This window comes from Paracoccus sp. TRP (assembly GCF_000185925.1).
GTDB classification, from domain to species: Bacteria; Pseudomonadota; Alphaproteobacteria; order Rhodobacterales; family Rhodobacteraceae; genus Paracoccus; species Paracoccus kondratievae.
This window is the reverse complement of the sequence record NZ_AEPN01000050.1, coordinates 1-20565: the sequence shown is the minus strand read 5'-3', so window position 1 is coordinate 20565 and position 20565 is coordinate 1. Positions and strand designations below refer to the sequence as shown.

General features: G+C 61.6%; 25 protein-coding genes. 7 read left to right on the top strand and 18 right to left on the bottom strand.

Annotated elements, in window-relative coordinates; genetic code table 11:
• Positions 1 to 72: 72 nt before the first annotated feature.
• From flgA to PARACOCCUSGL_RS0117215, 7 genes are read right to left on the bottom strand one after another with little or no spacing between them, the layout of a single operon-like run.
• Entirely contained in the window at positions 73 to 489 is a 417-nt protein-coding gene (flgA, locus tag PARACOCCUSGL_RS0117245; protein WP_010399369.1) for a flagellar basal body P-ring formation chaperone FlgA, read from the bottom strand.
• Positions 489 to 1274 (bottom strand): flagellar basal-body rod protein FlgG, encoded by a 786-nt coding sequence (gene flgG, locus PARACOCCUSGL_RS0117240; RefSeq protein WP_010399368.1) that lies wholly within the window; start codon positions 1272 to 1274, stop codon positions 489 to 491. The genes flgA and flgG overlap by 1 nt, the downstream gene beginning before the upstream one ends.
• A 13-nt stretch (positions 1275 to 1287) precedes the next feature.
• A complete protein-coding gene (locus PARACOCCUSGL_RS0117235) occupies positions 1288 to 2004 on the bottom strand; it encodes a flagellar hook-basal body complex protein (protein ID WP_010399366.1) in 717 nt (238 codons plus the stop codon).
• Positions 2005 to 2007: 3 nt separating this feature from the next.
• Positions 2008 to 2274 (bottom strand): flagellar biosynthetic protein FliQ, encoded by a 267-nt coding sequence (locus PARACOCCUSGL_RS0117230; RefSeq protein WP_010399363.1) that lies wholly within the window; start codon positions 2272 to 2274, stop codon positions 2008 to 2010.
• 10 nt (positions 2275 to 2284) lie between these two features.
• Positions 2285 to 2554, bottom strand: coding sequence for a flagellar hook-basal body complex protein FliE (locus PARACOCCUSGL_RS0117225; protein ID WP_010399361.1), 270 nt, complete (start codon positions 2552 to 2554; stop codon positions 2285 to 2287).
• A gap of 13 nt (positions 2555 to 2567) precedes the next feature.
• Positions 2568 to 2960: a flagellar basal body rod protein FlgC gene (gene flgC, locus PARACOCCUSGL_RS0117220; RefSeq protein ID WP_010399360.1), complete on the bottom strand. Its 393-nt coding sequence runs from the start codon at positions 2958 to 2960 to the stop codon at positions 2568 to 2570.
• An 11-nt stretch (positions 2961 to 2971) separates the two neighbouring features.
• Positions 2972 to 3358, bottom strand: a complete 387-nt coding sequence (locus PARACOCCUSGL_RS0117215) for a FlgB family protein (RefSeq protein WP_010399356.1) — start codon at positions 3356 to 3358, stop codon at positions 2972 to 2974.
• Between the two features lie 109 nt (positions 3359 to 3467).
• On the opposite strand from PARACOCCUSGL_RS0117215, the gene PARACOCCUSGL_RS0117210 reads away from it, so the two are divergent.
• Positions 3468 to 4784: a FliI/YscN family ATPase gene (locus PARACOCCUSGL_RS0117210; protein WP_010399353.1), complete on the top strand. Its 1317-nt coding sequence runs from the start codon at positions 3468 to 3470 to the stop codon at positions 4782 to 4784.
• A 24-nt stretch (positions 4785 to 4808) separates the two neighbouring features.
• On the opposite strand, the gene PARACOCCUSGL_RS0117205 is transcribed toward PARACOCCUSGL_RS0117210, so the two are convergent.
• The 3 genes from PARACOCCUSGL_RS0117205 to PARACOCCUSGL_RS0117195 all read right to left on the bottom strand — a co-directional run bounded on the left by PARACOCCUSGL_RS0117205 (position 4809) and on the right by PARACOCCUSGL_RS0117195 (position 7997).
• Positions 4809 to 5669, bottom strand: a complete 861-nt coding sequence (locus PARACOCCUSGL_RS0117205) for an extensin family protein (protein WP_010399351.1) — start codon at positions 5667 to 5669, stop codon at positions 4809 to 4811.
• Complete coding sequence (locus PARACOCCUSGL_RS0117200; protein ID WP_010399349.1) at positions 5670 to 7136, bottom strand: L,D-transpeptidase; 1467 nt, start codon at positions 7134 to 7136, stop codon at positions 5670 to 5672.
• A gap of 111 nt (positions 7137 to 7247) precedes the next feature.
• A complete protein-coding gene (locus tag PARACOCCUSGL_RS0117195; protein WP_029372582.1) occupies positions 7248 to 7997 on the bottom strand; it encodes a GntR family transcriptional regulator in 750 nt (249 codons plus the stop codon).
• Positions 7998 to 8274: 277 nt separating this feature from the next.
• Between PARACOCCUSGL_RS0117195 and PARACOCCUSGL_RS0117190 the strand changes: the two genes are divergently transcribed.
• The 4 genes from PARACOCCUSGL_RS0117190 to PARACOCCUSGL_RS0117175 all read left to right on the top strand — a co-directional run bounded on the left by PARACOCCUSGL_RS0117190 (position 8275) and on the right by PARACOCCUSGL_RS0117175 (position 11847).
• Positions 8275 to 9462 (top strand): MFS transporter, encoded by a 1188-nt coding sequence (locus PARACOCCUSGL_RS0117190; protein WP_010399345.1) that lies wholly within the window; start codon positions 8275 to 8277, stop codon positions 9460 to 9462.
• Between the two features lie 60 nt (positions 9463 to 9522).
• Positions 9523 to 10002, top strand: a complete 480-nt coding sequence (locus PARACOCCUSGL_RS0117185; protein ID WP_010399343.1) for an ureidoglycolate lyase — start codon at positions 9523 to 9525, stop codon at positions 10000 to 10002.
• Positions 9999 to 10631, top strand: a complete 633-nt coding sequence (locus PARACOCCUSGL_RS0117180) for a ribonuclease HII (protein ID WP_010399341.1) — start codon at positions 9999 to 10001, stop codon at positions 10629 to 10631. Before PARACOCCUSGL_RS0117185 ends, PARACOCCUSGL_RS0117180 begins: the two co-directional genes overlap by 4 nt.
• A gap of 85 nt (positions 10632 to 10716) precedes the next feature.
• Positions 10717 to 11847 carry a site-specific DNA-methyltransferase gene (locus PARACOCCUSGL_RS0117175; RefSeq protein WP_029372580.1) on the top strand — a complete coding sequence of 377 codons (1131 nt, stop codon included), beginning with the start codon at positions 10717 to 10719 and terminating at the stop codon, positions 11845 to 11847.
• 108 nt (positions 11848 to 11955) lie between these two features.
• Here PARACOCCUSGL_RS0117175 and PARACOCCUSGL_RS0117170 read toward each other — a convergent pair whose 3' ends face one another.
• Both PARACOCCUSGL_RS0117170 and PARACOCCUSGL_RS0117165 read right to left on the bottom strand, forming a co-directional pair.
• Entirely contained in the window at positions 11956 to 13092 is a 1137-nt protein-coding gene (locus PARACOCCUSGL_RS0117170) for an alkane 1-monooxygenase (protein WP_010399337.1), read from the bottom strand.
• A gap of 84 nt (positions 13093 to 13176) precedes the next feature.
• A complete protein-coding gene (locus tag PARACOCCUSGL_RS0117165; RefSeq protein ID WP_010399334.1) occupies positions 13177 to 14232 on the bottom strand; it encodes an A/G-specific adenine glycosylase in 1056 nt (351 codons plus the stop codon).
• 76 nt (positions 14233 to 14308) lie between these two features.
• Between PARACOCCUSGL_RS0117165 and PARACOCCUSGL_RS0117160 the strand changes: the two genes are divergently transcribed.
• Together PARACOCCUSGL_RS0117160 and PARACOCCUSGL_RS0117155 are read left to right on the top strand one after the other, a co-directional pair.
• Entirely contained in the window at positions 14309 to 14851 is a 543-nt protein-coding gene (locus PARACOCCUSGL_RS0117160; RefSeq protein WP_029372578.1) for a DUF721 domain-containing protein, read from the top strand.
• Positions 14848 to 15519, top strand: a complete 672-nt coding sequence (locus tag PARACOCCUSGL_RS0117155) for a DsbA family protein (protein WP_010399330.1) — start codon at positions 14848 to 14850, stop codon at positions 15517 to 15519. Before PARACOCCUSGL_RS0117160 ends, PARACOCCUSGL_RS0117155 begins: the two co-directional genes overlap by 4 nt.
• 38 nt (positions 15520 to 15557) lie before the next feature.
• On the opposite strand, the gene lpxK is transcribed toward PARACOCCUSGL_RS0117155, so the two are convergent.
• From lpxK to PARACOCCUSGL_RS0117130, 6 genes are all read right to left on the bottom strand, one after another.
• Positions 15558 to 16547, bottom strand: a complete 990-nt coding sequence (gene lpxK / locus PARACOCCUSGL_RS0117150; RefSeq protein WP_010399328.1) for a tetraacyldisaccharide 4'-kinase — start codon at positions 16545 to 16547, stop codon at positions 15558 to 15560.
• Complete coding sequence (locus PARACOCCUSGL_RS0117145) at positions 16544 to 17737, bottom strand: 3-deoxy-D-manno-octulosonic acid transferase (RefSeq protein ID WP_237701554.1); 1194 nt, start codon at positions 17735 to 17737, stop codon at positions 16544 to 16546. Before PARACOCCUSGL_RS0117145 ends, lpxK begins: the two co-directional genes overlap by 4 nt.
• Positions 17738 to 17793: 56 nt before the next feature.
• Positions 17794 to 18039: a DUF4170 domain-containing protein gene (locus PARACOCCUSGL_RS0117140; protein ID WP_010399322.1), complete on the bottom strand. Its 246-nt coding sequence runs from the start codon at positions 18037 to 18039 to the stop codon at positions 17794 to 17796.
• 329 nt (positions 18040 to 18368) lie between these two features.
• Positions 18369 to 18803, bottom strand: coding sequence for an H-type lectin domain-containing protein (locus PARACOCCUSGL_RS21620; RefSeq protein ID WP_227493366.1), 435 nt, complete (start codon positions 18801 to 18803; stop codon positions 18369 to 18371).
• A gap of 14 nt (positions 18804 to 18817) precedes the next feature.
• A complete protein-coding gene (locus PARACOCCUSGL_RS21615; protein WP_083825856.1) occupies positions 18818 to 19096 on the bottom strand; it encodes a hypothetical protein in 279 nt (92 codons plus the stop codon).
• Between the two features lie 821 nt (positions 19097 to 19917).
• Positions 19918 to 20565, bottom strand: a 648-nt coding sequence (locus PARACOCCUSGL_RS0117130) for a Hint domain-containing protein (protein WP_010399315.1), incomplete at its 5' end; no start/stop codon positions are given.

Here is a 20565-nt window from a genome sequence, read left to right as displayed (position 1 = left end):
AGGAATCCCTTTTGTCAACACGACCTAGTGTGACAGAATGGGACGGCGTATATCGGGACATGAGATTCACTTTCAGTTATTCTGGACGATGACCGAACCGTCAGGCGCGACACGGCCGGAAACAGTCACGCGTGAGTTGCTGTTCAGTACCCGGATGATCTGACCGACCTTTCCGGCAGATAGCGCGCGCCCCTCGGTCTCGATTCGCAGAGCGGCTTTTTCATAGGTCAGCGTGACAAGCTGGTTGCGACCAATCAGGGTAGGTTCGGTCAGGGCAGATGGGTCGATCCTTCGCCCCTCATAGACCATGACACGCAGCTGCTGGCCGAGGATCTGGGTGATATCTTCGATACCTCCCGCCTGATCCGGGGCGAGGGTGACATCCTCGGCTGAGATAACCGTGCCGGCGGGTAGTGTACGGCTGGCGACTGCCGCACCGGCTGTGGCCCACTGCGGCAGTAGTATAAACATCAGGGCAATGGCGCGCATCAGCGGACCTGCACCGTTGTACCAAGCATCTGGTCTGCGGCAGAGATGACCTTGGAATTCAGTTCATAACCGCGCTGGGCCTTGATCAATTCGGCGATCTCGCGCACCGGATCGACCGCGCTTTCCTCAAGCCAGCCGGCGCGGATCGTGCCCAGCCCCTCTTGTCCCGGCGAGGCGACCCGGGGTGCGCCCGATGCCGTGCTTTCCAGAAACATGTTCGAACCGATGGCCTCGAGGCCCTTTTCGTTGATAAAACTTGCCAGGGTGATCTGGCCAAGGTTTTCGGGTTCGACCCGGTCGCTGAAATAGGCAAAGACTTCGCCATTGGCGTTGATCGAGATGCTTCGGGCATCCTCGGGGATGGTAATGTCAGGTACCAGCGGATAGCCTTCCGAGGTGACGATCTGACCTTCCGGCGAACGTTTCAGGCTGCCGTCTCGGGTATAAGCCGAAATGCCTGAGGGCAGGGTGATCTCAAGATAGCCGCCGCCATCGATGGCGATATCCAGATCCCCATTGGTCTGGGTCAGCGGCCCTTGGGCCAGCATGACGGATACGCTGGCCGGGCGCACCCCCATACCAAGCTGGATCCCTGCCGGAACCATTGTGCCGCTGGTTGAGGTCAGCGTACCCGGGCGAGTGACCTGCTCATATTGCAGGTCGGCAAATTCGGCGCGCCGGGCGTTATAACCAGTCGTGGACATGTTGGCGAGGTTGTTAGAGATGACCTCGACGCGCATCTGCTGTGCGCTCATCCCGGCGGCTGCTATCTGAAGTGCTTTCATGGTCTTAGTCCTTTTACCGGGTCAGAATTGTGATGGCCTGACGGATGCGCTGGTCCTCTTGATCAAGGAAGCTTTGGCCCAGTTGATAAGCGCGCTGAACCTCGATCATGCGCGCGATTTCAAGCACCGGATCGACATTGGAGCCCTCAAGAAAACCCTGACGCAGTGCTGCGTCATCCAGTGGTTCGGCTGCATCGCCGGGATCGAAAAGCGTACCCGCCACATGCTGCAGGCGGGACTGGTCCGTAACTGCAAAGATGCCCACCCGCCCAACGGGCGTGCCGTCGGCGGAAATTGTACCATCCATGCCGATACCGATGTCGCGCACGCCCGCAGGGATGACGACGGGTGCCTGTCCATCGTCGAGCAACTGATAACCGTCGGGGTTAACAAGTTCGCCCTCAGCATTGGTCATGAAGGCACCGGCCCGGGTCAGGCGGTTGCCTTGCGGTGTCTGGACCATGAAGAAACCCTTGCCATCAATCGCCAGATCAAAGCGGCCGTTCGTCAACGTCATGTCGCCAGGGCGCTGGTCGATCATGCGCCCATGGGCATTGGCCATTGCCAAGGTCTCGCCACGCCGATCAAGCGACACCATATATTCCGAAAATACGACACCTTCGCGCCGAAAGCCGGTGGTGTTGGCATTGGCAATATTGTTGGCAACAGAGCGCATTTCGCGCATCAACCCGGATTGCCTGGTCAGGGCGGCATAGATCGCGTTATCCATAACCTAGGACCCCGCAATCCCTGGCAGGACCTGATCGGTAAAGAACCCGGTCAGCATGGCGGTCATAAAGCTCATGCTGACCCAGAATACCGCCAGCATAAGGCCCACCTTGGGAACAAAGGTCAGCGTCATTTCCTGCACCGAGGTCAGGGCCTGCAAAAGACCGATGATCACACCCACCACCAGCGCCACCCCCAGCAGCGGTGCGGCCATGCGCAGCGCGATCCACAGCGCTTGCCGGGTGAGGTCGAAGATCAGGTTCTCATCCATGGCCAGATCCTCAGACCGGCATCCGCAGGATTTCCTGATAGGCCTCGACCACCTTGTCGCGCATGGCGACCACGGTCTCGAGCGCGATTTCGGCCTGGGCGATACTTTGCACCAGATCATGCGTCTCGGCCTTGCCGGTCATGGCGCCGGTGGCGGCGGCATCAACCTGATCCATCATCCGGGAAAACACTGAGGCCGCGCCTTGCGGATTGTGATTGCCTGGCGCGACGACGTTGCGCACGCGGTCGTAAGAAGTAGCGGCAAGTGTCGGGGTAATCATGGCAGTTCCTTTCTTATCGGCGGATCAGGTCCAGCAATGCGCCGCCCATCTGGCGCGATTGCTCAAAGACGCGCAGGTTCGCCTCATAGCTGCGGCCCGCCTCCTTGGAGTCGGCGATCTCGATGATCAGATCGACGTTCGATCCTGCGTAATAGCCGTTCTCATCAGCCATCGGATGGGCGGGATCATAGATCTGAGGTAGTTCGCGCCGATCAAACCGGGTCGGCCCGGCGGTGACGGCACCGGTTCGGCGGCCAAAGTCGACCTGCTCTTCAAAGGCTACCACCTTGCGGCGATAGCCGGGCGTGTCGGCATTGGCGATGTTTTCGGAAATATGTCGCAGCCGCACGGCCTGCGCGCGCATACCCGAAGCGGCCAGTTCAATGGCGGAAAGCGTTTCTGACATACTTATACCCCCTAGCCACGACGTCCGAGGCTGGTACGGATCAGATTGAGCGAGGATTTTGTCACCGCCAGCGCCAGATCGAATTCACGCCTGGCCTCGGCGCTGCGGATCATTTCATCCTCAAGCGAGACAGAGTTGCCGTTCGGCGCGGGTTCACCCTTGTCGTCGATCACGCGCGGGCTGCCGCCCCAACTGGCGCCGGTCAGATGGCGAGGACGTGAGGCGCGCATCTCTACCGCGCCTTGCGTGTGATAGGTTTTGGTAAAGCTGGCCAGATCGCGGGCACGAAAGCCCGGGGTATCGGCATTGGCCACGTTGCGGGCAATCAGCTTTTGCCGTTCGGCGGCATGGGCCGTCAGCGAATTGGCCATCCGCAAAGTCTCGATCCGGTCAAACATCGCGGCATCTCCTCAGGTTCCGATAAACCCGGTCTTAACCCCAACAGGTTTAGAAACCCTTTCCAGGACCGGACGGACCGGCAGCGGGGAGAAGCAGAAATTGGATAAAATGCTGTCTATTGCGGCGCGGATGGGACGAGTCCGCATGATCCGGCACTTTGGCCAGGTCAGCGCCATTCAGGCGGGCCTGATCCTTGCAGGCGGGCTGTCAAGCCATGCTTCCTTAGGGGATCGTGTCGTCCTTTCAAAGGGTTCTGGTGCATCTTTGGGCGGAGAGATCATCGCGCTGCACGACCATCAGGTGGCAATTCTGCCCGAAGGTCCGATGGAGGGGCTGTCGATCGGCACGCCCGTTGAGCTGGTCTTTGCACCCTCTCTTGCACCCGCCGATAGCTGGATCGGGCGAATCATCGATCCCTTTGGCAGGCCGCTGGATGGTCGTCCCCTTGCCGCCCGGAGGGAGGAACGGGGTTTCCGCACGCCTCCGCCGCCCGCTGCGCTGCGTAACCGGCTGGGCGTGCGGCTGGATACGGGGCTTGCCGTCTTTGACACCATCCTGCCCCTGGTGCGGGGGCAGCGAATGGGGCTGTTTGCCGGCTCGGGCGTGGGCAAATCCACGCTGCTTTCGTCCCTGGCCAAGGGCGTCTCGGCTGATGTGGTGGTGATTGCGCTGGTGGGGGAGCGTGGCCGAGAGCTGCGCGAGTTTGTCGAGGGAACGCTGGGCGAAGAGGGGATGGCACGTTCGGTCGTGGTGGCGGCTACCTCGGATCAGTCGCCGTTGATGCGCAGGCGCTGTGCCTGGGCTGCGATGACGGTGGCCGAGCATTTCCGCGACCGCGGACAGCATGTGCTGTTTCTGGCCGATTCGATCACCCGCTTTGCCGAGGCGCATCGTGAGATCGCGCTCGCCGCTGGTGAAAGCCCCAGCTATCGCGGTTTCCCCCCCTCGACCTCGCATCTGATCATGTCGCTGGCCGAGCGTTCGGGGCCAGGGCCAATCGGCTCGGGCGATATTACTGCAATTTTCAGCGTGCTGGTCGCGGGTTCGGATATGGAGGAGCCGGTAGCCGATATCCTGCGCGGCGTTCTTGATGGCCATGTGGTTCTGGATCGCGCCATCGCCGAACGGGGCCGTTTCCCGGCAGTGGATGTGCTGCGTTCGGTCTCACGCTCCTTGCCTCAGGCGGCGAGCACGGCCGAGAATGCGCTGATCGCGCGCGCGCGCGCGACGCTGGGAACCTATGCAGAATCCGAACTGATGATCCGCGCTGGCCTTTATTCACAAGGCTCTGATCCGCGGGTGGATGAGGCGGTGCGGTTATATCCGGCGCTGGATCAGTTCTTTACCCACAAAAGCCCTGATGTGCGACAAAGCTTTGCGTTACTGGCCGACGCTTTGGGTATGCCCCCGCCACGTCCCGAATGAAGGCGTGGCATGGAAACAAATCCCTTACTGGCACAGCCGATAGCCACCCCGCCGCACCTTGATGTCGACATGCAGATGATCGTCATGGGCGGCATTGCTGCCCGGCCCCAGGACTGTGGTGAAATGCAGGCAGGCGGCCCCGCGGATCGCGCGCTGAAAGGCCTCTTGCAGGTCGCCGCTGTCCTGCCGCGGCTTGATCTCGATCCGCGAGCCGTCCTCAAAACGGAAGGCGGCAATGTCGAAAGCATTGCCAAAAGCGTGTTCCGAAAGGTTTTCGCCTGTGGTCCCGACGGTCGCCCGGCATTGATAGGTCGAACCGGGCTCCAGCGCCGCAAGCCGGGGCCGATCAGGCAACAGGGCAGCGGCGGGCAGGACAAAATCACGCAGCCAATGGGCAAGGTCGCGGGCCAGATCACAGCGCATCAGGGCACCGCCCGGTATCTCGATCCCCGGCAAGGGCTGGCGCAAAAGCACGGGCCGGTCAATCCCGCAATCACGTTGGTCGGGATCGAGGACGGGTGCTTCCTCACTGTAATCGGCGCCAAGCAACGTCAATTGCAGCAGGCAGGCAGAATAATCGAAATCGCTTTCCCGCAACTGGCTGTGAATGGGCGGGCCGACCGGGGTGGCCGGGGTTTCTGGCTTGGCGGTGGGGGCGGCTGGTGCGCTTGTACTATCGGTGGTGTCGTCAGGGGCGGGCTGAGGCTGCTCGGGGTAGGCCTCGGCTGCCTCTGGTCGCGGCGCAGGGCGAATGTCCCCCGGGCTTTCCTCGGGTTTGGGAGGCGGGGCGATATCATCCGACGGCGTCTCGCCCAAAGCCAGCGAGGGCAGGCCAGGCAGTGCCGAGATCAGGATTGCCGAAAGATATCGCCCCGGCCTGCGCATTCAGGGCTGCCCGGCCTGCGGATAAAGCGTGACACTGCCCGGGGCTTCGCCTGGCAGGCTGCTTGGCAGGGTGACGTCCGAAGGATACTCGGGCTCCTCGGTCGCCGGGGCGGCAGGCGGAACCTCGGGCACCAGAGGTTCACTCGTGGCAGGGGTCGCGGGGGTGACGACCAGAGGCTCAGAGCCTGCCGCGGTTGCAGCGGCAGTTGGTGCGCCAAGGGCGGCGGCGGCGGATGTGGCAGCAGCAACGGCGGCCGGAGCGGCTTCGCCTGCGAAGGCCGCAGGGGGCAGGCGGTTGCCGCGGGCTGGTGGCCGGGTCGAGGCGATTGCCGTGGTCGCCGCGGTCTGTGTCGCCGCAGCCACCGGCGACACGCCGGTCACGTCAGAGATTCTGACCCCGGGGGGCAGAAACTCGACCGTTGTAACCTTGGCCTTGACCATATGCGCCAGCTCCCATGCGTCCCAGTTCGTCAGCCGCACGCAGCCATGCGACTGGCTCAGGAACAATTGCGAGGGCGTGGCGGTTCCGTGGATGCCGTAGGTCGGCTCGGAAAGGTCGATCCAGACATTGCCCACAGGCCCGTTGGGTCCGGGCGGGATGATCAGTACCCGATCATTCTGTCCCTGCTTGAAATTGCGATGCGGGTTATAGGTATAGGTCGGGTTCAACGCCACGGCATCGACGACGTGATTGCCATGTGGCGATGGCGTATCAGAAGAGCCGACCGTTGCCGGATAATCCGCGACCATATTGCCCCGCGCGTCATAAGCGGCGACACGGCGGGTTTCCTTATCCACGATGATCCGGGTGACGGTGGCGCGGATCGGCTTTGCCGGGACGGTGACATGGATGGTCTCGCCGGGCTGGAAACTTGCGCCGGGGTTCAGCTTGGCCAGAAACTTTTCATCCATGTGAAAGCGTTCGGCCAGTCTTTCCAGCACGCTCGTATAACCCTGCGAGGTCATCGCCGCCTTTTCGGCATAATCCGGGGGAATGCGATCGACGAGGCCAGTCGCGTCCTTTTCGACGATGGTATATTCCATGGTCAGCGGCGGGCCAGCATAGCCCTGCAGCAGTTCCCAAACCGCGTGATCCATGCGACCGGTCATCGGCAGACCTGCCCGCCTCTGAAAGGCCTTGATGGCGCTTTCACTCATCCCTCCGCGCCAGCCGTCCACGACCCCCGGCGAGATGCCCGAGCGGTCCAGCAGGATCTGCACCTTGGCCGTCAGTGCCGACTGACCGGGGGGCAGGCCGGTGCCGTCATAGGTGGCCTGCTCGATTTCGGCGGGGGTGATCGACACCAGCGCCTTTGGCCGAGGCGGTGCGGTCGGAGCTATCGTGGTCGCGGCGGACGTGCCTGAAGGGGCCGCCTGTGCCCATCCGGGCGAAAGCGGAATGGCCAGGGTTGTCGCCATCAGGGCGAAGCGCAAAAACGCACCCCTGCGAAATCGGGTCGGGAACATGCTCGGCTCCGGTCTGCTTGCCTGTATTGTTCTGGTTGTGTCCAGCACATTTGGCCAAATGCGCAGGACAAGGCAAGCAAATGCCGGTCAACTCGGGTTGATCGCGACCTTTCAGATCGTCGCGGCAAAGCGGTGATGCTGCGGGAAATAACGCCGGGTAAGCGATATAGGCATGTTGTTCAGCCAGTCCAGCCGCTCGACCAGCAACACGGGGTCCCCGGGCTGCAGTTGCAGCGCGTCGGTTACGAAACGCTCATTTGCAAGGGCGGCGCCGATTGCCATGCTTCCGCGGTTGATCGGCACATGGCCAAGCAGCCATTCGCAAGGGCTGATCCGGCTAAGCGCCTCACGCGTCAGGCCGGGGGTGGCAAAGTGGTTGATCCAGCGTTCTTCGCAGCAATAGGGCGCGCCATCGGCGGTAAAGCTGGCGCGGACGCGCAGCAGCCGGTCATCGGTGCGCAATAGCATCGCCTGGGCAGTATCGGGCGGCGGAGGACATTCTTCGTAAAGCAGCAGCGAATAGCCGTAGGCCTTGCCTGTCGCCTCGATCTCGCGCCGCAAAAGAAAGCGGACCATCTGGACGCGGGGGTGCTGTGCGACGCGGGTGCCGACCTTGCGGCGGCGCTCAAGAACGCCGCTTTGCGCAAGTGCCTGCAGGGCGCGGTTGACGGTGGCGCGCGCGCAGCCGAACTCGGATGCCAGCTCGGCTTCGGTCGGGATCAGCTGCCCTTCAGCCCATTCTCCGTTGTGGATGCGGCTCAGGACTTCTTCCTGGACGGTTTGCCAGGTCATGTTTCGTCGCTTGCGTTCCTGCAGCTCTGCCGAAAGTGCCTGTGCCATGTGGCTGGGTAGCTCGATCATTGTTTCAGAATACGTCTTTGTTCATTGAGGTTGCGGCAGAACTCAATACGCAGGCACTTGAACGAAAGCACTGCCCGAAGGGGGTGAGCACCGGATTCCAGAGCGGCCAAGCCAGCCCGACCGGGGGCCTGAAACTGGACCCATTCGTTCAGTTTTGAGTGCAAATTCCTGCAGGGGTCAAGGATATTTCCGAACGCCGGCCAGGATCCGCCTGTCACGGTTGACAATCCTCCGGCCCAGCACGACAAATCGGGCGATTTTCAAGAGGTGAGATTCTGTGTCGGACGTTTCGACATTCCGCGGCCAGGGTGTCTCTGCCACGGCCTGGACGGTGCTGGTCGCGATCAGCCTGTGCCATATGATCAACGACATTATGCAGTCCATGCTGGCTGCGATTTATCCGCTGCTGCGCGAAGAGTTCTCGCTGACTTATTGGCAGATCGGGATGATGACCTTTGCCTTTCAGGTCACGGCCTCGCTGTTGCAGCCGGCGGTCGGTATGGTGACGGATCGTAACCCGATGCCGCGCTCGCTTGCCTATGGTATGGGGGCCACCGTGGTCGGGGTGCTGCTGCTGGCGTTGGCGCATGAATATTGGGTGCTGTTGTCGGGGGCGATGCTGATCGGTGTCGGCTCGGCGGTGTTCCATCCGGAAAGCTCACGCGTGGCGCGCATTGCTTCGGGCGGGCGCTATGGCACTGCCCAATCACTGTTTCAGCTTGGCGGGAACTTTGGTCAGGCGTTGGGACCGCTGCTTGCGGCCTTTATCGTCGTGCCGCTGGGCCGGCCTTCGGTCGCCGTGTTTTCCATAGCAGCAATGATGGGCTCGGCGATGTTGTGGCGGATCGGCGACTGGGCCGAGGGGCGGCGCAAGGCCACGGTCGCCCGGACGCCGGGTAGCATACCGCTGTCGCGGCAGAGGGTGGCTTGGGCCATCGTGGTACTGGCGCTGCTGACCTTTACCAAAAACATCTATATGGCCAGTCTTTCGAGCTATTATACCTTCTTTCTGATCGAAAAGTTCGGGGTTTCCACCCAGCAGGCGCAGGTGATGCTGTTTCTGTTCCTTGCCGGAACGGCGGCGGGTGTGATCCTGGGCGGGCTGATCGGCGACCGGGTGGGGCCGCTGAGGGTGATCTGGTTCTCAATCCTGGGGATTTTGCCCTTTACGCTGTTGCTGCCTTATGTCGGGCTGGCGGCAACCGGGGTGCTGACGGTGCTGATCGGGCTGATCCTTGCATCGGCCTTTCCCGCCATCGTGGTCTTTGCACAGGAACTGGTGCCGGGCCGGACAGGGATGGTCGCGGGCATATTTTTCGGCTTTGCCTTTGGCATGGGCGGGATTGCGGCCGCCGTGCTTGGCCTTGTTGCCGACGCAAAGGGGATCGAATTCGTTTACCAGATCTGTTCTTATCTGCCGCTGATGGGACTGTTGACCATCTTACTACCGCGGATGGAGCGGTAATTGCTGCCGGCCCGGGGGCTCTGCCCCCGGACCCCCGGGATATTTTGACACGGAAGAGACATGACGACGATCAAGGCAAGGCCGATTACAGCCGAGGAATTTGCCCCTTTTGGTGAGCTGCTGATTCCGCGCGAGGCGCCCAGCAAAATGATCAACGCCGGCCGTTGTGAGCGGCATCATGCGCTGGCCATGGTGGAGCGTGGCGGTGGTGAGGCGATCATCTCGATCTTTCGTTCGGAGCCGGTGAGCCTGCCTTACGACTGTGCGTTGCTGGAGCGGCATCCGCTGGGGTCACAGGCCTTTATGCCGCTGGGGCCTGATCCGTGGCTGTCGATCGTGGCGCCGGATGAAGGAGGGAAGCCGGGGGCTCCGATCGCGTTTCTGGTGCCCTCGGGCATAGGGGTGAACCTGCGTGCAGGGGTCTGGCATGGTGTCCTGACGCCTTTGGATCGTACAGCCGATTTTCTGGTCGTGGACCGCGAAGGTGAGGGCGTCAATCTGGAAGAGGTTGAGATCGCCCCGGTGACCGTCGAGGCATGAGCCTGCCCGATTATTCGATGGAGGAGGCCGCGCTGCGTGATGGCGCGCGCCTTGTTGCAGGCGTTGATGAGGTTGGACGCGGACCTTTGGCCGGGCCGGTGACGGCGGCTGCGGTGATCCTGGATCCCACCTGCATTCCCGAAGGGCTGAATGACTCAAAGAAGCTGACGGCCAAGAGGCGCGAGGTGCTGGCCGAACAGATCATGGCGTGTAGCGACTGGGCCGTCGGGCACGCCAGTGTCGAAGAAATTGATCAGCTGAATATCTTGCGCGCCTCGCATCTGGCGATGTGCCGCGCGATTGAAGGCCTGCGGCAGCGACCCTGTCTGGTGCTGATCGATGGCAACATGCTGCCCCGCGATCTGCCAGTTCCGGGGCTGGCTGTGATCAAGGGCGACGGGCGCTGCCTGTCCATTTCCGCAGCCTCGATCGTGGCCAAACTGTTGCGTGATCGCATCATGGTGGATTTGGCGCAACAGCATCCCGGATATGGTTGGGAGGTTAACGCCGGTTACGGCACACCTGCGCATCGCAAGGCGCTGCTGGATCTGGGCGTGACCCCATATCATAGGCGCAGCTTTGCACCCGTCCACAACATCTTGTGTAAAGAAGAAACCTCAAACCGTTGATTCAAAAAAGAATTTGACGGCGAATCGGTGCTGACTCATTATCGGCTTATAAATCGGCACCTAATAGCCGAAACCCGAGGCAGTGATGACTAAGCACGATACAAAATCCCGCGCCGCGGCGCGAACGCTTCCGCTTAACCAGATTTTGGCCGGAGATTGCATTGAGATAATGAATGGGCTGCCCGAGAGCAGTGTTGATCTGATCTTTGCCGATCCTCCGTATAACCTGCAGTTGCGGGGCGATCTGCACCGGCCCGACAACTCAAAGGTCGATGCGGTCGATGACCATTGGGACCAGTTCTCGGGCTTTGCCGCCTATGACCGTTTTACCCGCGACTGGCTGGCCGCCGCGCGCCGGGTGCTAAAGCCCGATGGGGCAATCTGGGTCATCGGCTCTTATCACAATATTTTCCGCGTCGGGGCCGAGCTTCAGAACCAGGGGTTCTGGATCCTGAACGATGTGGTCTGGCGCAAGGCCAACCCGATGCCGAACTTTCGCGGCAAGCGCCTGACCAACGCCCATGAGACGATGATCTGGGCAAGCAAGACCGAGGGTGCGAAATACACCTTTAACTATGAGGCGCTGAAATCGCTGAACGAAGGTGTGCAGATGCGTTCGGACTGGGTGCTGCCGATCTGTACCGGGGGTGAGCGGCTGAAGGATGCCGATGGTGCCAAGGCCCATCCGACCCAAAAGCCCGAGGCATTGTTGCATCGCATTCTGGTCGGTTCGACCAATCCCGGCGATGTGGTGCTGGACCCGTTCTTTGGCACAGGCACCACTGGTGCCGTGGCCAAGATGCTGGGCCGCGACTTTATCGGGATCGAGCGCGAGGAGGCTTATCGCGAAGTGGCCGAGAAGCGTATCTCGCGCGTACGCCGCTTTGACAGTGAGGCGCTTGCCACCATCCGCGCCAAACGTGCCGAGCCGCGCGTGCCCTTTGGCCAGGTGGTCGAACGCGGCATGTTGCGTCCGGGCGAAGAGCTGTATTCGCTGAACAACCGCCATAAGGCCAAGGTGCGCGCCGATGGCAGCCTGATCGGCAATGACGTCAAGGGCTCGATCCATCAGGTCGGTGCTGCGCTTGAGGGCGCGCCAAGCTGCAATGGCTGGACCTATTGGCACTTCCGGCGCGAGGGGCGGATGGTCCCGATCGACATTCTGCGCCAGCAGATCCGCGCCGAGATGGAGGCCGAAGAAGGCCGCGCCCACTGATTTTCCCGGTTCGCCAAGTCCCGAAGCTCCGCGAGCTCTGGCGCGGCCGGGACCGCCTTGCCCCGTTCGGCTAAAGGCCGGGCGGGGCCTTTTGGGTTGGGCAGCGCCCTATAGTGCGCCGCGCGGCATGGGCAGATCGCCGCGGTTATAAGGCTGCCAGTCAGTGATCTCGGGATAGAACTGCCGCCGCCATGCCCTGACGCGCGGGTTCATCCGCCGCCGCCACAGGGGCGGGACCATGGCAAGGAATGTCATGGCGGGATAGCCCATCGGCAGCTGTGGTGCCTCTTCGGCGCTATAGGTCTGTAACAGCGGAAACCGCCGGTCGGGCTTGTAATGGTGGTCCGAATGGCGCTGAAGGTTGATCAGCAGCCAGTTCGTCGCCTTATGAGCGCTGTTCCAGCTGTGACGGGGCAGGACATGTTCATAGCGTCCTTCGCCCAGATATTTGCGGGTCAGGCCGTAGTGCTCGACGTAATTGGTCAGTTCAAGCTGCCAGACCGCGATGAAGGCTTGCCAGATGAACAGCAACAACCCCTGCCAGCCGCCAAGGATCAGCGCCAGCGCAAGCATTGCCAGTTGCAGCGCGCCGTAACGCCAGAACGGGTTGCGACCGTCGAATTTTGAGCGGCCGGTACGTTCCAGCCGCCGCGCCTCGGCCTGCCAGGCGCTTTTGGGGCAATCGATCAGCACGCGTAGGAAAAAGCGAAAGAAACCCTCATTGTAGCGGGCCGAGACTGCATCGCGCGGCGTTGCCACCCATGAATGGTGGACAAGCAGATGTTCGGTGCGAAAGTGCGAGTAGAGGGTCGAGGCCAGCAGCAGATCGCCAAGCCAGCGTTCAAGGCGGTTGCGCTGATGCAGCAGCTCGTGGGCATAGACTATGCCGATGGTGCCCGAGCCGATGCCGATACCAAAGAAAAGGCCAAGCTTTTCACATCCCGACAGGTCACTGCGGGTCGCATACCAGATCGCGCCAAAGATCATCACCGCCTGTAGCGGAAACCAGATGATGGTGATGGCGCGATACCAGAACAGCTGCGATTCCGGCGTCTCGGTTTCGGGGTTTTCTTCGTTCAGGCCCAGAACCGAGTCCAGAACGGTGGTCAGATACCAGGCGTAAACGGGCATCAACAGGAACCACCAGCCGCCACGCCAGGCGGCAAGGGCGGCAAGAGGTACAAGCCCTAGCGAAAGCCAAAAGGGCAGGGCGTCTATCAGGCGGGAACGGAATGGCGTTTGCATGGGCGGTACAATGAAACCGTGATGGGGCAACGGGCTAAAACGACAAAACAGACGGACTTGAACAGCCAGACATCGCAGATGCGATTATGGCGTGTCCGGGCTGGGCTTGCCATGGCGGCGCGATGTCGCGGGTCTGGCCAGCGCCCATGCCTTGCGCATCAAACCGGGCAAAGCATCAGGACTGAAAGTGCCGAGCGGTGTCAGACTGCCTCTTTCCGGCGCGGCGGTCAATTCCGCTGTCATTACGGTCAGATCCAGAGAGAAGTGGGTAAAGACATGGCGGACGATGCCGATTTCCCGCCAGTCCGCTGAGGCGGGTGGTGGCACGTCCGAGCCGTCCCAGCCTGTCGAGGGAAAGGCCAATGTGCCGCCGAGCAAGCCCTTATCGGGCCGGGTTTCGACCAGTACGGCACCTTTGTCAAAACCGATCCAGACCATGCCCTGGCGCAGGGGCCTGGCCTTTTTGGGCATCTTGCGCGGCAATTCGGCGGCAATGCCTTTGGCCCGGGCAGAGCAATGGCTGATAACCGGGCAGATGCCGCAGGCCGGGCTGCGTGGCGTGCAGATGGTCGCGCCCAGATCCATCATCGCCTGGGCAAAATCGCCCGGACGCCCGGCCGGGGTCAGGCCGGTGGCCAGCGCGACAAGCTCGGGCTTGGCGGCGGGCAGGGGCGTTTCGACCGCAAATAGCCGGGCGGTCACACGCTCGACATTGCCGTCCACCACGGTTTCGGGCTGGTCGAAGGCGATGGCGGCAATGGCAGCCGAGGTATAGGGGCCGATGCCGGGCAGGGCGGCGAGGCCTTCGCGCGTGTCGGGAAACGCGCCCAGCTCCGAAACCTTGCGTGCGCAGGCGATCAGGTTGCGGGCGCGTGCGTAATAGCCAAGCCCCGCCCATTCAGCCATCACCTGCGCGTCCTCGGCGGCGGCAAGGTCGTGAACGGTGGGCCAAAGGCTGGTAAAGCGTTCGAAATAGGACTTGACCGCTGCGACGGTGGTCTGTTGCAGCATCACCTCGGACAGCCAGACGCGATAGGGATCGGCGCGGCCCTGTCCGGGGGGGACCCGCCAGGGCAGGATGCGGGCATGGCGGTCATACCAGGCCAGCAGCTCGGTCGGGATCACTGCCAGGTCACGCAATTTTCAGCCTCGTTTCTCTGGTATCCGGACGCGCCACAGTTCAGACTGCGATGCAGATAAACCATATGGTCGCCCGATGGCACAGAAGAAAGCAGAGCTACCGCCCCGCCGCCGTATGCGTGGCTTTGAGGCCGCCGCCCAGCTGGTCGCGTCGCGGGTAAAGGCTGCGGGTGAAACCCGGGGCTTTGCCGTCGCACGACTGTTGACCCATTGGACCGAAGTGGTCGGCCCCGAGATTGCCGCCCATACCCGCCCGGTCAAGATCAGCCATGGCAAGGGTATTGGCGCGACGCTGACGCTTTTGGTGCCGGGCGCTCAGGCGCCGCTGATCAACATGCAGCTTGGCCAGATCCGCGAGCGTGTGAATGCCTGCTATGGGTTCAACGCCGTCTCGCGCATCGTGCTGACCCAAACGGCGCCGCTAGGCTTTGCCGAGGGGCAGGCGCAGTTTACCCCCGCTCCTCGCCACGCTCCGGCCCCGCCGGACCCGGCCCAACTTGCCCAGGCCGAGGAGATCGCCGCGGGCTTTGACAACCCCGCGCTGTCCGCCGCTGTCAGGCGCATGGCGCTGAACATCCTGTCCCGCTGGGACTCCAACGACCGAAAGGCCACTCCATGATGCTGCACCGCCGCTCTCTGATTGCCGCCGCCACGGCCGCGCTGACTCTTTCCGCGCTGCCTGCTTTGGCGCAAGAGGCGCAACCTGCTGAAAACGCTCAGGCCGCCGAACAGATGCCAGAAGGCAAGGTCCTGCCCGATATCGTCCTGGGTCAGGAGGATGCCCCGGTCACGATCATAGAATATGCCAGCTTTACCTGCAGCCATTGCGCGGCCTTTCACGAGGGCAGCTGGCCCAGGCTGAAGGCCGAATATGTCGATACCGGCAAGGTTCGCTTTATCCAGCGCGATGTTTATTTCGATGCGGTCGGACTGTGGGCGGGGATCCTTGCCCGCTGTGGCGGAGACGACAAATATTACGCCGTCTCGGACCTGATCTTTGACGATCAGAAAAACTGGCTGAATGCCAAGTCGGGCGACGAGATTGCCGCCAACCTGCGCAAGATCGGTGCCAAGGCCGGCATGACCGATGAGCAGATGGATACCTGCTGGAACGACAAGCAAAAGGTGGCCGATCTGGTCACGACCTTCCAGACCAACGCCACCGCCGACAAGGTCGAAGGCACGCCGACCTTCATTATTGCCGGTGAAAAGGTTCAAAACCAGCCTTGGGACGAACTGAAAAAGATCATCGACGCCAAGCTGGCCGAGGCTGAAAACAAGGGCTGAGCCAGCCCAGGGCGGCTCCGGCTGCGGTCGGGGCTGCCCTACAGGCCAAGCGCCTGCAGTCGCTGGGTCAGGGGCGAACTATCGGTCAGTTGCAGCCGCACCGGCAGGGCCAGCACCTTGTGGCGGAACCTGCGTGGCAGTCGCACAGCGTCCTTTTCCGTTGTCACCATCTGCGTCCCCGTCAGCCGGGCCTCGGTTTCGAGCCGGGTCAGAAGCTGGGGGGTAAAGGGCTGGTGATCTTCAAGCGCCTCGGCACGAACCACATCGGCGCCAAGGCTGCGCAGGGTGGCAAAGAATTTTTCGGGGTGGCCGATACCGGCAAAGGCCAGCACCCGCAAATCCTGCCAGTCCATTCCCGTCTGCAAAGGTGCGAGCCATCCGCTGAGGTGCGGCAGGGGCAGCCGCGGTCCCCAGGTTTCGGTAAAGCGGGCCTGTGCGTCGGGATCTCCGATCGACAGCAGCATATCCGCGCGCGCGAGGCCGCGATCGACCGGTTCACGCAAGGGACCGGCAGGCAGGCAAAGTCCGTTGCCAAAGCCCTTGGCCGCGTCGACGACCACTATCGCCAGATCATGGGCAAGAGCCGGGTCCTGAAACCCGTCGTCAAGCAGGATCGCCTGAGCGCCCGCCGCGACCGCCGTCTGCGCTCCGGCCAGCCGGGCATTGGCCACCCAGACCGGCGCGAAGGCTGCCATCAACAGCGGTTCATCCCCGACCTGATCTGCCCTGTGGCGGGCTTCTTCGACGCGCAGCGGCCCTTTTTCGCGACCGCCATACCCGCGCGAAACGATATGCACGGCAACGCCCCGCTCTTGCAAAAGCTGGGCCAGCATGATGGCGGTCGGCGTCTTGCCGGTTCCGCCCGCGTTCAGATTGCCGACGCAGATCACCGGAACGCCGACCTTTGCCCTTGTGCCGCGCGACAGACGGCGTGCGGTGGCGGCGGCATAAAGCGCGCCCAGCGGTGACAGCAGCCGCGCGCCCAGACCGGGGCGGCGGAACCAGAAATCGGGCGCGCGGCGGCTCATTTTGTGGGCTCCATGGCGGTCAGGACGGTCTCGGCGATGCGGTGCAGGGCAGCCGCCCCGCCGGTGCTGACCGACCATGCATTGCCGGCCAGAACCGCCGCCTGATCGGGGGCGGACAGATCTGCAACGGCCCGGGTCAGTCCGGCCGTGTCAGTAACAAGCCGCGCGGCCGATGCCCCGTCCAGCTGGACCCATTCCGGGGCGTGCGCCCCGGTGATCGGGCCATGGATAATGGCCGAGCCAAGTGCAGCAGGCTCGAACGGGTGACGTGGCGAAAGGCCCGGACCGGGCAGCAGCGTTCCCCCAAGAAACGACACCGGCGCAAGCCGATACCACAGCCCCATCTCATAAGGATCGTCCGCGATCAGCACATGATCATCGGGCGAGGGGTCATCGTCATCCGTGCGCAGCACGGCGGCAAGACCAAGTGCCCCGGCCGCGACATGGATCTCGGGGACGAGCTCTGGCGGCAGGCCGGCGATGATCAGAAGGGCGCGGTGGTTGTGATGCAGCGCAGCCTGATGGGCGGCGAGTGCGGCCGTGGCCTCGGGCAGGGTCGGGCAGGCAGCCAGCCAGACATGGCGGCCGGCAAGGATCTGAGCCAGCGCGCGTCGCTCGGCCTCATTTGCTGAAAGCGGGGGCCGGGTCTCGGTGATCGGACCGGTCAGCTCGATCCGCTCGGGCGCTGCGCCAAGCTGGCGCGCGGCGGCGGCGGCGGTCGGATCGGGGGCGAGGATGTGGCTGATCCGGCCGATCAACCCGCGAATGACCGCCCCACGCCATGAGTGGCGGCGGTTATAGGTGACCAGTCGCGCCTCGCACAGGATCGCAGGCAGGTGCTGTTCAGCCATGGCGGTGATCAGCGCGGCGGGCAGATCGTCGCCAAGAATCAGCAGTGCGCGCGGCTGTAATGTCCGGACCACCTCGCGTGCGGCTGACGGGTCTTGTGGCAGCGGCAGCGTGGCGGTGGCAATCCCACCCGGCAGCGGGTCAAGGGGTAGGCGCGCGCCAGTCAGTACCACCCGCAGTTCCGGCCGGCGCGACTGCAATGCCTCGATCAGGGCGGTAAGGCGGGATGCCTCATCTCCTTGGGCCGAAAGATGCACGATCAGCAGCGGCCCGGTCCCGGCAGGGATCGCGACGGGCGCGCCCGGCCCGCCGGAAAGCACGGCGCGCCGGCGCAGGTGCAACCAGAGAGCCAGAGATGCGGGCGCGTCCGAAGGGGGCATCGGGACAGAAAGCGGGCTTAGCTGCCCAGTTCCTCGGTCGGGCTGACCTCGCGTTCCTCATCGCGCAGACGATGAAGATGAGCGATGAAATAACGCGTATGGGCGCTGTCCACCGTGCGCTGTGCCTCGGCCTTCCATGCGGCATGGGCCTCGGCATAGTTCGGGAAAATACCGACGATATGAATGTCTTTGGTGTTGCGAAACTCGGTGCGGGTGGGATCGACAAGTTCGCCACCGAATACAAGGTGAAGGCGCTGTGCCATCTTATGCTCCTGGGTTCGGATTCCGGCGCGACCCTATCCGAGCCGCCGGGCGGGGCCAAGAAGATTTGCTTAAAATCAGCGATGCTTGGGATTTGCCGAGAATCAAGCCTGAGGCTAGTTCATGTTGCCAACTGGCGGATCCGGAGCCTGATGGATGCTATGCCGACGCCGCCGGGGAAACTTGCTGCGGTTTTGTCATAGCGGGTTGCCAGCCGGGGGCTGTTCTTGAGATCAGGAAAATTTGGCCGGCAGTTGTTCAGTTTCATCGAGAGCAAGGGGGCATCAGGTCAAGGGTAATAAGCCCGCAGCATGGGAAACAAGACGCAAAGTCAGTCCTGTTTCCGCCGGGTCTTCTGCCTTCCTGCTGACGAACCGATGGCTTGCCAGCTTACGCAAGCCCTGGCGATATGCGTATCCCCCCATGTCACAAACTCGATGACAAAGCCGAAGGGCGTCACATCAACCGTATCCAATCGGAATCGCAGGTTCTGATCATGTGCGGCATCAAGGCCATTTAACCCTACGTTGACGCAGGGTGTGTCCGAAAATGGCACTGTAAAGGTTGCTCTGACCCGCACGATGCGGTCGCCGCTGCCTGCCCACATGGGCAGGCTGGCGTCCACATGATTAAACAGCTCGCCCGAGGCGGTGATTAACTGCAGGCTGTCGATCCAGACCAGGTTTTGGGAAAAAGAAACAGAGGATTCGTCTGACATTTGATTGGAAACAGAAACTACTGAGCCAGATTGCCCAAAACCTGACATATCGACATCCTTACTCAAAGGGCTGCGGCTTGCTCTGAAGCAGCTGCGGGTTTTTCTGATCCATCCCTTTGACGCAGACCTTCATTAACGCAGATCTGATCTGCAGTCTCGACACTCATATTGTCCGGGCGTGTGATGGCGCGATCCCAGCGAACAATGTTTTTGGTGTAAAGCTGACAGACTACAGGGCCAGCAGCAGTCTGTACTGTCACCGGCTGGCTTTCATAATCTTTAGGGTCGATAGAGCAGGCGGTGAGCAACAGAAGTGCCGAGATGGGAAGAAGAATTTTCATGTTTGATTTCCTTTCCTTGCTTATTTCAACGAGGTGAAGAGGGTTGTCGTGATTTTTTGGGTATTTCCGTCCTGAATGGCAGCAGATTTATCAAGAGATATCAAAATATTATGCTGCGGATGTTCTGAACGAGCTTAGTGATGGAATCAGAGGTATTCAAAGGTTAATAATCTGACGTCATGTAGCTCTTGATGAGGTTTCCGCAACCAGAAGCACTGAAATGCCAGAAGAAACTTTCCAAAACCATAAATGGCAGAAGTTATTCGTATGAGCGAGATCAGAGCTTAATTTCGCTCGCAGGATTAGCTGAGAATGTTAAGGTCAGATTTTGCGTCAAGCGCCAATAGGGTGATAATTGATGCAAGGCTTTTAAGAATGTTTCGGGCTTCTCCTTCAGAAACCATTTCCGAGGTTGCAGAGATGATCTGAGAAACGTCCTTTAGGGCCTCTTGCCGGCCGTCTGCATGCCCTGAATCATACCAGAGGCGGTGACGGTCGGAGTGCATATAAATGGCGACAAGTTCACTCCATTCTGAATTCGATACCAGAGTGTGACTCCATTTATCCATTGGCTGTCTCCAAAGTATGGGAACCAAGTTACTCGTTAACCCACAAGCTTAGGGTGAACTATTCAGGCTTATGAATGATTGCTCACCGATTTTGTGGTCTTGGTTCTAAATGGCGGAAAATTTTTTTGAACCTCCTGCCGGGATGCCATCAATGCTGGGGTGGCGGCCCGTATGCTGCAAAGGGGGTGGCATGATCTTCAACAGGATCAATGATGCTTTTAGCCCTTTGCTGATTTACGGGCCTGCCTCTTTTCACCGGACGAGCGGACGCCGGTTTTGCAAATGGCGGATGGCGAGTTTGCGCGCTCTGCGACCCGAGGGCAGGGGACGCGCGGGTTCGGGTTCGAACCCTTCCTCGAGCAGCTGGGGGAACAGGGTAAAGATTTCTTCCCGTGCCGCTTCGCCGACCGAAAGAAGTGCTTGCGGGCCGGTGTAAAGCGACTCGGTCAGCGCGCCGTTCGAGTTTACGACCTCATGCCGGTCAAAGAGCATGTGGAAGTATTCGACCTCTTCCAGATCGGTGGCGATATCGATGCCGTCAAGCTGCAACAGCTGCTTGGCGGCGACGAGAACCTCAAGCGCACCGAACATGCTTAATGCGATACGCGAGCGCACGAGTATGCGGTGCTGAGGCGATACCAGCAGATCCGAAGACGGTGTTCCCTGACCCAGCGCCCCGGCCCGGATGCGGATCGGGCGCAGCTTCGGATTACTTTCAAGCGCCACGGCATCAAGCCTGACCGACCCAATCCAGCGGATCGGCTGCAAGCCATTGTCGGCGGTCTTGATCAGATCATCTGCCTGTAAGTCCTCAATGGGCCGGTTGCCTCGATCAGTTGAGATCAGCGTGCCACGGCTAAAGCAGACGACATTGTGTTGATTTCCGTCGAGACGTGACCC